9 protein-coding genes are annotated in these 13,811 nt (G+C 72.4%); 5 read left to right on the forward strand and 4 right to left on the reverse strand.

From position 1 onward, the window contains the following. Positions 1–20: 20 nt before the first annotated feature. From ACH499_RS06890 to ACH499_RS06905, 4 genes are all read right to left on the reverse strand, one after another. The gene (locus tag ACH499_RS06890) at positions 21–2,471 is read right to left on the reverse strand and encodes a polysaccharide lyase 8 family protein (protein WP_399014166.1); all 2,451 of its coding nucleotides are present in this window, start codon (positions 2,469–2,471) and stop codon (positions 21–23) included. A 20-nt stretch (positions 2,472–2,491) separates the two neighbouring features. Continuing rightward, a complete protein-coding gene (locus tag ACH499_RS06895; RefSeq protein WP_399014167.1) occupies positions 2,492–3,859 on the reverse strand; it encodes a M60 family metallopeptidase in 1,368 nt (455 codons plus the stop codon). Between the two features lie 185 nt (positions 3,860–4,044). Further along, positions 4,045–5,139 (reverse strand): LacI family DNA-binding transcriptional regulator, encoded by a 1,095-nt coding sequence (locus ACH499_RS06900; RefSeq protein WP_356205003.1) that lies wholly within the window; start codon positions 5,137–5,139, stop codon positions 4,045–4,047. Between the two features lie 62 nt (positions 5,140–5,201). Continuing rightward, positions 5,202–6,188, reverse strand: a complete 987-nt coding sequence (locus tag ACH499_RS06905; protein WP_356205001.1) for a hydroxyacid dehydrogenase — start codon at positions 6,186–6,188, stop codon at positions 5,202–5,204. A gap of 339 nt (positions 6,189–6,527) precedes the next feature. Between ACH499_RS06905 and ACH499_RS06910 the strand changes: the two genes are divergently transcribed. The 5 genes from ACH499_RS06910 to ACH499_RS06930 all read left to right on the forward strand — a co-directional run bounded on the left by ACH499_RS06910 (position 6,528) and on the right by ACH499_RS06930 (position 13,811). After that, a complete protein-coding gene (locus ACH499_RS06910) occupies positions 6,528–7,475 on the forward strand; it encodes an ABC transporter permease subunit (RefSeq protein ID WP_356205000.1) in 948 nt (315 codons plus the stop codon). Positions 7,476–7,563: 88 nt separating this feature from the next. Continuing rightward, entirely contained in the window at positions 7,564–8,424 is an 861-nt protein-coding gene (locus ACH499_RS06915; RefSeq protein WP_356205037.1) for a carbohydrate ABC transporter permease, read from the forward strand. A gap of 46 nt (positions 8,425–8,470) precedes the next feature. Beyond that, positions 8,471–10,144 (forward strand): extracellular solute-binding protein, encoded by a 1,674-nt coding sequence (locus ACH499_RS06920; protein WP_356204998.1) that lies wholly within the window; start codon positions 8,471–8,473, stop codon positions 10,142–10,144. Next, entirely contained in the window at positions 10,141–11,607 is a 1,467-nt protein-coding gene (locus tag ACH499_RS06925) for a M1 family metallopeptidase (RefSeq protein ID WP_399014168.1), read from the forward strand. Before ACH499_RS06920 ends, ACH499_RS06925 begins: the two co-directional genes overlap by 4 nt. Continuing rightward, complete coding sequence (locus ACH499_RS06930; protein ID WP_399014169.1) at positions 11,604–13,811, forward strand: right-handed parallel beta-helix repeat-containing protein; 2,208 nt, start codon at positions 11,604–11,606, stop codon at positions 13,809–13,811. The genes ACH499_RS06925 and ACH499_RS06930 overlap by 4 nt, the downstream gene beginning before the upstream one ends.

Consider the following 13,811-nt stretch of genomic DNA (forward strand, 5'->3'; position numbering starts at 1 on the left):
GCTGCTCCTCGGGGACGGGGCTACTGGGTGAGTTCGGCGCGGTGGGTGTGTCCGCGTGATCCGCCGACCGTGACGGTGAGACGGCCTCTGCGTCCGGGCGTGACCGCGACCGTGTCGTCCGCCGAGAGCACCGCGCCCACGCGGAACGGCAGTTCGACGCCGAGCGTGCTCTGGGTGCGGCCGGGGTCGGCGACGGCCACGGAGATCCGGTCGTCGCGCCGCAGGACCAGTACCGAGGCGGGTCCCGAGGAGTGGATGCCGGCCGCGGTGCCGGGGGCCCAGAAGGTGGCCGCGGTCAGTCCGAGCCGGCGGGCCTCCACGGCCTGCGCGGTGGCGTCGTTGGCGACGACGCGCACCGGGCGGGAGCGGGCCCAGACGGCGGTGGCGGTGGCGGACGCGCCGGGCAGCAGCGCGTGGGCGTACGCCGCCCCGGCCGGGGAGACGCCGTGGTCGATCCAGAGAGTGAGGTAGCGCCGGGTGAGCGGGGTGGCCGAACCTCCGGTGTCCGCACCGGTGTTGATGTCCCGCCAGGCGCCGGTGCGTTCCTCCCGCAGGGCGTGCAGGTCGGTCGCCCCGGGGAAGACGTAGCCGCCGACGCCCTCGATGTGGGCCCATCCCGCCTGCTCGAAGCGCCGTGTCCAGCCGTGCTCGCCGGGTTGCCGGACGCCGTCGACCAGCAGGCGCGGCAGGCCGTCGCGACCCAGGTTGCGGTTCTCGACGACCGTCTCCACCGTGCGGCCGTCGGTGGCGGTGATGCCGGCGCCGAGGGAGATCACCGCGTCGTCGACGAGGAACCAGGACTTCCTCGCCCGCAGGGTGCTGCCGGGCGCGCCGACGAGTTCCATGGCGACGGCGCCGTACCGGTCGTGGAGCACGGCACCGCCCGCGACGGTGTTGGCCGGGCGGTAGGTGGACGTGCCGCCGCCCGTGCCGAGGTCGGTGCGCCGCCGGGTGTCGACCGTCGTCCCGGGGAGCCGGTACGGGTCGACGGTGGGCCAGAACCCGTCGTTGAACTGCGCCAGGTCCGCCGCGTCGTAGAGCTGGGCCATACCGTCGCCGGTGTACCAGCCGTGCAGGTTCTCCCCGTTGCCCGCCTCGTAGGCGGCGACGCGCCTCGAGGACAGCGAGAGGGAGTACGCCCAGCGCGGGCGGCGGTGCACCACCCGGTCCATGTCGGCGAAGACGTGGAGACCGGTCGCCCGTTCGCCCGCGGGCACGCCGTCGTCGTCCAGGACGTCCTTGGCGAGGGCGATCTGGGGAAGGGCCGCGAGCCGGGTGAAGGGCGTGGTGCGGTTGCGGGTCAGCCAGCCCTTGGCCTCCGCGCGCCAGCGGGCGGCGTACGCCTGCGGCGCCCCGGTCGCCAGCAGCAGGATCGCGGCGACGGCCGCGGCGCCGTCGCGGTGGTCGCCGGCCCGTTCCCGGGAGACGGCACGGCCCCGGACGGCGTCCATCATCAGCCCGTCGAAGAGCACCGGGGAGAAGCTCCGCTCGACGGCCTCGTACAGCACGGAGACATCGGGGTCGGCGACCTGCCACGGGGAGCCGGCCAGCAGCGCGAGCAGGTGGGCGATGCCGCCGAGGAGGACCACGCCGTAGGTGCCGGTGTAGGCGACCGTGCCGTGCTGCACGAACGAGCCGTCCTCGTAGAAGCCGTCGCCCGAAGTGACGTACCGGAAGAGGCTGTTGCGCCCGGAGTCGCGTACGTCGGACAGGGCGTCGCGGGCCGACGCGAGCTTGGCGGCGTCCTGGCCGAGCAGACCGCGCAGGGCGACGATCACCGCCTTGTCGGCGCGGTTGGCGCCGGTCTCGGCGAGGGTGGGGGCGTTCGTGCGGCGGTCCGCGTCGGGGCAGAACCGGTCGACGACGGCGAGGTAGTCCGCGAGGTCGGCGGCGGGCAGCCGGTCGCGCAGCAGGACGGCGGTGTCCATCAGGGCGCGGGGCGCTCCGATCTCCCAGAACCACCAGTTGCCCGTCTCGCGCCGGGCCGGGTTGTAGGCGGTGTCGTGGGTGAGGCGCAGCGCGGCCACGAGCGCGTCGGCCACGGCGGGGTCCCCGGCCAGCGAGGTGCCGGGGGTGGCCCAGGCGGTGGCCAGGGTGCGGAGCCTGGTGTAGCTCTGCCCGAAGTTGCCCGGGTCGGTCAGCGGGGCGAGGTCGGCCCACAGGGCGGTGCGGGCGGGGTCGCGGTCCAGGCCCGCCCAGAGCGCCCCGGCCGAGGTGTCCAGTGCCGTGACGGCCGCGGCGACGTCGGGGTCGGCGAGGTCGGGGGCGCCTCCGGTGAGCAGGGCCTCGGCGCGGGCGAGCAGCGCCGGGACGTCGGGTGCGGCGCCGGCGGCCGGGGCGGTCCCGGTCCCCGGGCCGTAACCGGGTGCGCCGGCGGCCCGGGCCGGGCCCGCCGCGGTGACCAGGGCGGCGGTGCCGGTCGCCGCGGTCGCCGCGGTCGCCGCCAGGAGGGAGCGTCTGGTGAGTCGCACGGGGTGTCCTCTCGTCCCGGTCAGTCGGTGAGCGTGCTGGGGTCGACGGGCGGCTGGGGCAGGTGCAGGGCCGCCAGCTCCGCCCGGCCGGTCGCGTCGATCGGGAACGCCCAGGTGTTCACGAAGAAGCCGGTGAGGTCGTATCCCGCGACGCGGCTGGAGTAGGTGGCCAGGGCCCGGTAGCGCTTGGCGTTCTCCGTGTAGTCGGACTGCGGGTTCTCCTCGCGCACCAGCCGGTGCAGGCGGGGCCAGAAGTCCTCGCCGAACGCCAGCTCGAGCTGGCGCAGGGGGACGAGCTTCTCGTACGCGCCGAAGGACTTCTCGTAGGTCAGCCCGGCCGTGCCGAACTTGCGCAGCGCGGACTCGAAGTGGTTCAGGCCCGTCGCCGGGTCGACCGTCAGCAGGTTGGACGGCTGTCCCAGGGTGCGCTGGGCGGCCAGTGAGTAGATGTTGACGGTGACCTCGGTGAGGCCGCCGGGCTTGTACGCGAACTGCTGGTGCATGTGGCCCAGTTCGTGGTAGAAGCCCCAGCCGCGGGTGCGCAGCCCCGTGACGGTGGTGGCGCGGTCCAGGTACGCGCGCGGGAAGCCGTTGTAGCCGTGGGTGGCGTAGGCGCCGACACCGGTCGGGACCTTGCTGACCTCGGTGAAGTGGTACGGCCCCGCCTTCCTGCGGTGCACCGGCCGTGAGCCGTCCAGGCCGCTGATCCGTGCGTGCGAGTCGATGATCGTCTCCATGAGCTCCAGGAGCGCGGTGTGGTCCTCGTCGCGGTACAGCAGCGCGCCCTCGCGGGTGAGGGTCAGGATGGTGTTCGGGGCGTGCATCTCGACGTACGGGCTGTCGGTCAGGGTGTCCAGGCGCTGCCGGTAGGTGTCCTCGGTGGTCTCGCCCAGGGTGAACACGGGCATCGGTACGGCGCCTGAGCGGAACAGCACGCTCGCCCGCTCGCCGTCGCCCGTGAGCGTCAGGTAGACGGGGCCGCCGTGGGGGTCGGTCACCGTGTTGGCGCCGGCGGCCAGGGGGTGGCGGCGGGGTTCCTTGATCTCCCCGTAGTAGTCCCAGGCGCCGATCCAGAGGGTGGGGACGAGGTCGTCGTGCGGCTGGACGGTGAGGGTGAGGGCGGAGCCGGGCCGCGCGTACAGCCCAGTGGGGGTGAACTCGCTGCCGCGCAACGCCTGTCCGAGGCGGAGCCGTTCGGCCTCGGCACCCGGCCGCGCGGTGACCAGGACGCTCGCCAGGGGCCGCCGGTCCTGCGCGGATGCCGGACCGGCGGCGACGCCTAGGGCGGCGAGGGCTCCGGTGGCGGCCGCGGAGGCGAGGACGGCACGGCGGCCCACCGGGCGCGCCGGGGACGGGGAGGGCGACGAGGAGGACGTCGAAGGACGCATGCGGAGATCTCCCTGCGGTGAAGGGGCGCGGGACGGAGGGCGTGCGGGACGTGCGGCACACCCGGTGCGAAGAACTCCGCGACAGCATGTAAGCGGTTGCTACGAAGCCGCAAGAGGGGTGGGGAAGTTACTGCGATTTTCTATGGCCGGCGCGGTCGGCTACGCACGGGAAGCCCGGTAACCGGTCACGCCCGGCCGTCCTTCGCGGTCCGGGGCGCCACGGATTCGCGTACCACGATGTGGGTGCCGAGCCGCAGCGCGCCGGTCGTCGGCTCGCGCCAGTCGTCCTCGTCGCCGCCCGGCACGGCCAGGCGCACGGCCTGCCGGCCCATCTCCTCCAGCGGCACGTGCACGGTGGTCAGCCTGGGCCGCATCTCCTGCGCGACCGGGATGTCGTCGTACCCCACCAGGGAGACGTCCTTCGGCACCCTGAGCCCCGCCTCCTCCAGCGCCTGGGCGGCACCGGCGGCGACCATGTCGTTGGCGGCGAACACGGCGGTGAACCGCGGCCCGTTCCTCAGCAGCTCGGCCATGCGCCGCTGGCCGAAGCCGCGGCTGAACGCGCCCGGGTGGATCAGGTCCGGGTCCGGTGCCACGCCGCGCAGCTCGAGCGCGCGCCGGTGTCCGGCCAGCCGGTCGCGGGTGGTGGACAGCCTGGGCGGGCCGCCCAGGTACAGGATGCGCTCGTGGCCCTGCATCAGCAGGTGGTCGGTGACGGCGAAGGCGCCGCCCTCGTTGTCGTACTCGACCGACACGGTCGGGACGTCCTCGCCGAGCGGCGGCCTGCCGCACAGCACGAGCTTCGATCCGTCGGCGTCCAGTTCCCGTGCCCTGCGGGCCAGTTCGGAGGTGTAGGCGCGGTCGGCGATGCTGCCGCCGACCACGATGACCGCGTCCGCCCGCCGCTCGTGCATCAGCTCGACGAAGGCCAGCTCGCGCTGCGGGTCGCCCTGGGTGCAGCAGACCAGGCAGAGCCTGCCGCCCAGGGTCGCCTCCCGCTCCACTCCGCGGGCGATGTACGCGTAGAAGGGGTCGACGACCTCGTTGACGATGATGCCGACCGTGCGGGCCGAGACGCCGGCGAGGGCGCGGGCGTGGGCGTTGACCACGTAGCCGAGCTCGCGCATCGCGGACTCGACACGTTCCCGGGTGGCCTGCGCCACCGGGTAGTTGCGGTTGAGGACGCGCGAGACGGTCGCCGTGGAGACGCCCGCGAGCCGCGCCACGTCGGTGACCGTCGCCCGCCGCTGTCCGTCCACTGCCGTGCTCTGCCTGCGCATCCGGTCCACCCCCTGCTGGCTGTTGTGTGACGTCGAGCCTAGAGCCTGCCCCCTCCCGGCGCTCACGCGATCCGCCCCAGGTCCTCACGGTGCACCGGGTGGGCGAAGGCGGCGCCTGTCGCGTACCGGCCCAGCTCGTCGACGGCGAGCGCGCCGAGGCGCCCCACCTCGTTGCCCTGGGCGCCCGCCAGGTGCGGGGTGAGGAACACGTTCGGCAGGTCCCACAGGGGGTGCCCCCCGGGCAGCGGCTCGGGGGACGTCACGTCGAGCACCGCGTCCAGCCGCCCGCTGACCAGGTGCGGCGTCAGCGCCTCGGTGTCCACCAGGCTGCCCCTCGCCGTGTTGACGAGCAGGGTGCCCGGCCGCATCAGGCCGATCCGGCGGGCGTCGATCATGCCGCGGGTCTCGGGGGTGTCGGGGGCGTGGACGGTGACCACGTCGCTGGTGGCCACCAGGGTGTCCAGGTCGGCGGGGGTGACCCCGAGCCGCAGCGCCTCGTCGTGGGTGACGTAGGGGTCGTACAGCAGGACCTCGGCGTCGAGGATGCGCAGCAGTTCGACGACCCGCCGGCCGATGCGCGAGGCGCCGACGACCCCGACGGTCAGCCCGTGGGTGCCGAGCCAGTGCTGGCGGTCCAGGTCCGCGCCGGTGCGGTGGGTGCGCCGGGAACGGAACATCCCGGCGAGCGGGAACACCCGCTTGGCGCCCATGATGATCGCGGCCAGCGTGTACTCGGCGACGGGCACGGCGTTGGCCGCGGCGGCGGAGGAGACGACGATGCCCCGGTCGAACGCGGCCGGGGACAGGAACGTCTTGACGGTGCCCGCGGCATGGATCACGGCCCGCACGGCGGGCGCCCGTTCCAGCAGCTCCGCGTCGACGGGCGGACACCCCCAGCCGGTCAGCAGCACCTCCGCCGCGGACAGGGCCGCGACCGCCTCCGGCGAGTCGAACTCGCCGATGACGCACGGGCTGCCGAGCTCGGCGACCTCCTCCAGCCGGGCCCGTACGGGCGGCGGGAAGACGACGTCGAGCAGTCCGGGATCCATGACCAGAACCGTGCGCGGCCGCCTGGGTGCCGGTGTCGTTCCATCGGCCCCGGAACGAGCCGGCACCTCTTCGGTGGTGCGCACCCTGCCTCCGGACAGTAATCGTGTTCTATGGAATGACCGGCACGCTAAGGAGCCCCGGCCCCGGCCGTCAAGCACCTGGGGATTCTCAACCTGGGCCTGACGCATGGTTTTTGCCAGTACGTCCCACTGAACTCGTGTGGCACGGCGGCGAGCCGCCCGGTCGTTTCTCCTCATCTATTGACGATGGGGTTAACCGCTTACTAACTTGCCGCCGCAGAAGGTCACCAAGCGCCACCCAGCCGAACAGGACGCGCCATGGCTGAATCAGCACCCCCGCTGCCGAGGGATCGGACCCTGTGGCAACGGATCAAGCGGGACCGGGTGATGCTGCTGCTCACACTGCCCGGACTGCTCTACTTCCTCGTCTTCCACTACGTGCCGCTGCTCGGCTACGTCGTCGCGTTCCAGGACTACGAGCCGTACCTCGGGTACATGCACAGCGTCTGGGTGGGCTTCTCCAACTTCACCGCGGCGTTCGGCGAGGCGGCGTTCTGGACCGCGACGTCCAACACCCTGGAGATCGCCCTCATCCAACTGGTGTTCTTCTTCCCGGTCCCCGTCGCCCTGGCCCTGCTGCTCAACAGCATCACCAGCGACCGCGTCAGACGCTTCGTGCAGAGCGTGGTCTACCTGCCGCACTTCATCGGCTGGGTGATCATCGTCTCCATCTTCCAGCAGCTCCTGGGCGGCGCCGGCCTGCTGCCGGACGTCCTCGCGGGGCTCGGTCTGCCGCGCTACGACATGATGAGCGACCCCGACGCCTTCCCCTGGCTCCTCACCCTCCAGGTGGCCTGGAAGGACGCGGGCTGGGGCACCATCATCATCCTCGCCGCGCTGCTCAACATCGACAGACAGCAGTACGAGGCCGCCGCGATCGACGGCGCCGGCCCCTGGCGCAGGCTCTGGCACGTCACCCTGCCGGGCATCGCCCCCGTCCTGGTCCTGCTGCTCATCCTCAACCTCGGGCAGATCCTCTCCGTCGGCTTCGAGCAGATCCTGCTCCAGCGCGACGCGGTCGGCCCGGACGCCGGCGAGGTGCTGGACACCTACGTCTACTACCACGGCATCAAGGACAACGACTGGGGCGTCGCCGCCGCCGTCGGCCTGGTCAAGGCGGTCGTCGGCACCGCACTGGTCCTGGGCGCGAACAAGCTCGCCCACCGCCTCGGCCACGAAGGGGTGTACCGCGGTGCTGACCGCTGAGAAGACACAGCCCGGCTCCCTGCCCGCACAGCCGCCGCGCAAGGCGGGCCGCCCCGCCCCGAGGAAGCCGGACGGCCGGCCGCCGTGGATGGAGAAACCGACCCGCACCGGCCGGCTGGCCAAGGGCCTGGCCCTCGTCGTCGTGGTCGCCGCCGTCGCCTATCCGCTGCTCGGCGTCATCGGCACCAGCTTCGCCTCGCAGACCGACATCATCCGCTCCACGGGCCTCGTCCTGTGGCCCGACCACCCGACGCTCGACGCCTACCGCACCATCTTCACCGGCGGAGTCGTGACCCGGGCGCTGCTGGTCAGCGTCGGCATCACCGTCGTCGGCACGCTCGCCAGCCTGCTCGCCACGATCGGCATGGCCTACGGCCTGTCGCGCCGCGAGGTCACCGGCTCCCGCTTCATCCTGATGACGGCGCTGTTCACCATGCTGTTCAACGCGGGCATCATCCCCAACTTCCTGCTCGTCAAGGGCCTCGGCCTGTACGACACCTACGCCGCGCTGGTGCTGCCCACCCTGGTCAGCGCCTTCAACCTGGTCGTCCTGCGCTCCTTCTTCATGAACCTGCCGGAGGAGCTGTACGACGCGGCGAAGGTCGACGGAGCGGGCGACCTGACCGTCCTCGTCCGGATCGTTCTGCCGCTGTCCAAGGCCGTCCTGGCCGTGATCGGCCTCTTCTACGCCGTGACGTACTGGAACGCCTTCTTCAACGCGCTGCTGTACCTCGACGACTCCGGCAAGTGGCCGCTGCCGATGGTGCTGCGCACCTACGTCCTGCAGGGCCAGAGCCTGAGCAGCGCGTCCGCCGGCGAGGCACTCGCCCCGCAGCAGGCCGTGCAGATGGCGGTCCTGGTGGTGGCCGTCGTGCCGATCCTGCTCGTCTACCCCTTCCTCCAGCGGTACTTCACCAAGGGCGTGCTCACCGGGGCCATCAAGGGCTGAGCGCGGACAGCGCCGGCCCTTCCCCACCTTCCTCAAGGAGATATCCGTGTCGAGCTCCACTCCCCTCAACCGCAGAGCACTGCTGCGCCTGGGCGCGGGCGCCGGTCTCGCGCTGACCGCCTCTCCCCTGCTCGCCGCCTGCGGCGACGGCGGCACCCAGGCCAAGGCCGAGGCCAAGAGCGCCTCGCTGCTGCCCCGCACCACGGTGCGCGACATCGGCCTCGCCCCCGACCTTCCCGGCACCGCCGCGGGCGTCCCGCAGGGCTACTTCCGCTATCCGGCGAAGCCGCTGCGGGCCACGAAGGGCGCCCCGCTGAAGGGTGCGTCCACGGTCAGCGCGACGCTGGAGACGTTCTCCCCTCCCCCGCCCGGCCGTTCCCGCAACGCCGCCTGGCGGGAGATCGAGAAGCTGCTCGGCGGCAAGGTGGACATCACCGCGGTGCCCGCCGACGACTACGGCACCAAGTTCTCCACGATGGTCGCCAGCGACAGCCTGCCCGACCTCTTCATGTACCCCGAGGTCGGCGGCGTCGACAACAAGGCCGCCTTCCTCCGGGCCAAGTGCGCCGACCTCACCCCGTTCCTCGCCGGCGACGCGGTCGCGAAGTATCCGAACCTCGCCGCGATACCGAAGGCGGCGTGGCAGGCCGCGATCTTCGGCGGCAGGCTCTACGGCATCCCGATCGCCCGCACCGGCACCGGCGGCGCCGGGTTCTACCGGCACGACCTGTTCGAGGAGATCGGCATCACGAGCCTCGACCAGATCACCGGCCTGGACCGGTTCGTGGAGGCGTGCAAGGAGCTGACCCGGCCCTCGAAGGACCAGTACGCGATCATCGCGGGCGTCACCAACGTCCTCGCCATGTCGGCCGGGGCGCCCCACTTCTGGCGGCTCGACGCGAAGACCGGCAGGTTCACCGCCGACCTGGAGACGCCGGAGTACCGGCACGCCGTCGAGACGGCCCGGGCGCTCTACAAGGCGGGCTGCTTCTACCCGGGCACGCTCCAGATGTCCGGGGCGCAGAAGGCGCAGTACACGGACATGTTCAAGAACGGCAAGGGCGCGTACGTGTACGACGGGCTGCCGACCTACCTGGCGCCGGGCGTCGGCTACGTCGCCGCGATGAAGGCGATCGACGCCTCGTACGACCCGAGGCCCTTCGTCCCGTTCGGCGAGGACGCCATCGCCTGGATGGACAACGTCGAGCTGCAGAACACGCATGTGCGCAAGGCGTCGGCCGAACGGGTGGAGCAGGTGCTGGCGCTCGCGGACTTCGCGGCGTCGCCGTTCGGCAGCCTGGAATACACGCTGATCAACTACGGCGTCGAGGGCACCGACTTCACCCGCGACGCCAAGGGCAACCCCGCGCTCACCGAGCAGGGCAGCCAGGACGTCACCGTCCCCTGGAAGTTCATGGCGTCCGCCGTCCCCGCGGTCTACAGCGCCGACTCCGAGGAAGGGGTGCGCCATGTGCACGCGACGCTCAGCACGATGGTCCCGATGATGGAGCAGTCCCCCACCCTCCAGTACTCCTCCCCCACCTGGGACTCCAGGGGCAGCGGCAGCCTGCTGACGCTGAAGCAGGACGGGCTCAAGGACATCATCGCCGGCCGCAAGCCCATGTCGGCCTACGACCAGTTGGTCAAGGACTATCTCGCCAAGGGCGCGGAGAAGGCCCGGGGCGAGTTCGAGGAAGCCGTCCAGAAGGAGAAGAAGTGACGACCCGACGCTCCGCCCTCAGATATGGCGGTGCCGTGCTCGCCGCCGCCGTGGCCGTACCGGTCTTCGCCGCGCCCTCCTTTGCGCACGCCCATGGTTTCGACCCGGCGCCCGGCTCCGACGGCGTCGGGGACCCGCTCTTCCCGACCCTCGGCAACGGCGGCTACCAGGTCGTCCACTACGACCTGACCTTCGACTTCACCCCGGTCACCTACGACTTCACCGCCGCGGTGCGGATCGACGCCAAGGCCACCCAGGACCTGTCCGCGTTCAACCTGGACACCGACGGCCACACCATCGACTCCGTCACCGTGGACGGCGCCCCCGCCCCGTGGACGATCGCACCGGGCAGGAGCGGTCAGGAACTCACCGTCACCCCCGCGGTTCCGCTGCACGACGGCAGCCCCTTCACGGTCGTGGTCCGCTACCACGGCAACGGCAAGGCGCCCCGGCTCGGCCTCACCGGCTGGCGGTTCGGCAGCGACGGCGGCTTCGCCTCCGCGGCGCAGTCCTCCCGCGCCGACACCTTCCTGCCCTGCAACGACACGCCCTCCGACAAGGCCACCTGGACCTTCCACATCAGCGCGCCCCAGGGCTTCGTCGCCACCGCCAACGGCGAGTTGCTGCACAAGACCCCGGGCCCGGACGGCTCCACCGTCTGGCACTTCGGCCTGCGCGAGCGGATGGCGACCGAACTCATCGGCATCGCCGTCGTCAAGGGCACCTACCTCTACGGGACCAGCCACCGGGGACTCCCGCTGCGGCACGTCGTCCCGCAGGGCAGGGAGGACGAGTTCGCCCCGGTCGTCGCCCGCACCGCCGACCATCTGGCCTGGCTGGAGGCGAAGTTCGGCCGGTACCCGTTCTCCGTCTACGGCGTCCACATCTACGACGGATACACCGACGCGCTGGAGAACCAGACCCTCTCCCTGTTCTCCACCAACTGGTTCAGACCGAACGCGACCGGCCGCCCCACGTACGAGACCACCATGGTCCACGAGCTGGTCCACCAGTGGTTCGGCGACTTGGTCACCCCCGCCGACTGGCAGCAGGCGTGGCTCAACGAGGGCCCCGCCGTCTACTACGCCGCCCTCTACGGCGAGGAACGCGGCTGGTCGGTCCTCACCGACAAGATGAAGGCGACCTACGGCAGGCTCGACGCCGTCCGCGCCAAGGACGGCCCGCCCGGACTACCCAGGGCCCTCGGCGGCACCAACATCTACGACGGGGGCGCGCTCGTCCTGTACGCGCTGCGCCGGCGGATCGGCGACCGCGCGTTCGACCGCGTGATGCGGATCTGGCCCGAGCGGTTCAAGGACCGCAACGTCTCCAGCAACGACTTCATCGGCCACGCCGTGGACGTCACCGGTGACCGTTCCCTCGACGGCTTCCTGCGCGACTGGCTGTTCGGTGCCGTCAATCCGCCCATGCCCGGCCACCCGGACTGGAGGGCGGACGCGTGAACTCCACGGCGAGGATCCTGCGGCTGACGGCCGCCTGCGCGACCGCCCTGACCGCCCTGTGGACCGCGCCCGCGGCCGAGGCCGCCCCGCAGCCCCGCACGCTGTACGCGGCCCCGGACGGCACCGGCACCTCCTGCACCGCCTCCCGTCCCTGCGCCCTGGAGGGCGCCCGGGACGCGGCCCGCGCCGACACCGGCCGCGACGTCCGCGTCGTGCTCCAGGACGGCACGTACCGGCTCACCGCACCGCTCCGCCTGGGCGCCGCCGACTCCGGCGGGCCGGACCGCACCGTCACCTGGACGGCGGCCCCCGGCGCACGGCCCGTCCTGTCCGGCGGCCGGACCCTCACCGGCTGGGCGCCCAACGGCGACGGGACCTGGAGCGCCGACGTGCCGCCCGGAGTCGTGCCCCGCCAGCTCTTCGTCGACGGGCGGCGCGCCGTCCGCGCCCGCGGTGAGGCCTGTGCGCCCACCGTGTGCGACGCCACCGGGGCCGGCATGACGGGCGCGGACGCCACCGGGATCGCGACGTGGCGGCGCCCCACCGACGCCGAGGCCGTCATCCGGATCCGCTGGCGCAACTACCACTGCCGGATCACCGGCGTGAGCGGCGACCTGATGACCTTCGCCCAGCCCTGCTGGACCAACTCCTCCAGCGGCACCGGCCGTACCGGTCCCGCCTGGGACTCCACGACGGTCGACTCCACCCGCTACAGCGGCGTCGCCTTCTTCGAGAACGCCCGCGAACTCCTGGACGAACCGGGCGAGTTCGTGTGGGACTCCGGAGAGCGCACCCTCACCTACCTGCCGCGCCGGGGCGAGGACATGCGCGGCGCCACGGCCGTCACCCCGCACACGGAGCAACTCCTCGTCCTCGACGGCGCCCACGACCTCACCGTCAGCGGCATCGGCTTCGCGTACGCCGCCTACCGCCGGCCGGACACCGACGAGGGCTACGCGGGCACCCAGGCCGGCCTCACCCTGACCGGTGCCACCGGTCCCGTCGACCAAGCGGGCCGCCACTACACCAAGCCGGCGGCCGCCCTGACCGTGCGCGGCGGGCAGCGCGTCCGGGTCGACGGGGCCCGGTTCAGCCGGCTCGGCGGCGCCGGGGCGGTCCTGGAGGCCGGCACGAAGGACAGCTCCCTGACCCGGTCGTCCTTCAGCGACCTCTCGTCGGGCGCGGTCTACGTCGGGGACACCGAGCCGATGCCCGGGCAGGCGCTCGCGGGTGAGCGGAACACGGTCGCGTACAACACGATCAGCCGCACCGGCGTGGAGTACACCGACTCCGTGGGCATCTGGGCGGGCTACGAGGCGGAACTCGCCGTCGAGCACAACACCCTCAGTCACCTCCCCTACTCCGGGATCTCCGTCGGCTGGGGCTGGAACCAGCCCGAGGCACAGGTCTCCGTCCTGCGCGACAACAGGGTGACGGCCAACCGGATCACCGACGTGATGGAGGTCGCGTACGGACAGCACGACGGCGGCGCGATCTACACGCAGGGGGCACAGCCGGGCACGGTCGTCTCGGGGAACTACGTCAACCGCTCCGCGTTCGGCAACACCGAGCGCGACGGCAACGGCGTCTACCTCGACGAGCAGTCCTCGCACATCCTCGTCGAGAAGAACGTCATCACCCGCGTCGGCTACAAGTGGGTGTCCAACTGGGCGGACTACGGCATCGAGAACACGGCCCGGTACAACTGGACGGACACCGCCGCGCCCGAGCCGGCGGGGCGGGGCTCGACCATGACGGACAACCTCACCGGCCTCGACCGGCTGCCGGCCGAGGCGATCGCCGTCGCCGCCCGGGCCGGCGCCCACGGCGGACCGGTCGAGCTGCTGCGCACCGACCTGGCCCGCGCGGGGACGGCCACCCAGTCCTCGACCGACGGGACCGGCGGCGCGGAGCTGGCCCTGGACGGCGACACCACCACGGACACCCGCACCCTGTCCGGGCCGGGCGCCTGGTGGCAGGTGGACCTCGGCGACACCCACCGGGTCCGGCGCGTCGAGATCTGGAACAACGCCTCGATGACCACCGCGGGGTTCGACGTCGTCACGGACGACAAGACGGTCCACGTCGACGGGAAGGCGCTGCGCCCGACCGTGCTGGACCTGGACAGCACGACCCGCACCGTGAGGATCGCGGTGTCCGGCAGCGGACGGGTGGCCCTCTCCCAGGTCCTCGTCCACTCCTGA

Origin of the sequence: Streptomyces sp. NPDC018947, assembly GCF_044390505.1 — a bacterium.
Taxonomy (GTDB): domain Bacteria; phylum Actinomycetota; class Actinomycetes; order Streptomycetales; family Streptomycetaceae; genus Streptomyces.

What these genes read in the sequence shown, in the direction of transcription:
- ACH499_RS06900 (WP_356205003.1), bottom strand. Translation starts at nt 5,139, where the DNA reads ATGCGCAGGCAGAGCACGGCAGTGGACGGACAGCGGCGGGCGACGGTC.
- ACH499_RS06895 (WP_399014167.1), bottom strand. Translation starts at nt 3,859, where the DNA reads ATGCGTCCTTCGACGTCCTCCTCGTCGCCCTCCCCGTCCCCGGCGCGC.
- ACH499_RS06905 (WP_356205001.1), bottom strand. Translation starts at nt 6,188, where the DNA reads ATGGATCCCGGACTGCTCGACGTCGTCTTCCCGCCGCCCGTACGGGCC.
- ACH499_RS06910 (WP_356205000.1), top strand. Translation starts at nt 6,528, where the DNA reads ATGGCTGAATCAGCACCCCCGCTGCCGAGGGATCGGACCCTGTGGCAA.
- ACH499_RS06915 (WP_356205037.1), top strand. Translation starts at nt 7,564, where the DNA reads ATGGAGAAACCGACCCGCACCGGCCGGCTGGCCAAGGGCCTGGCCCTC.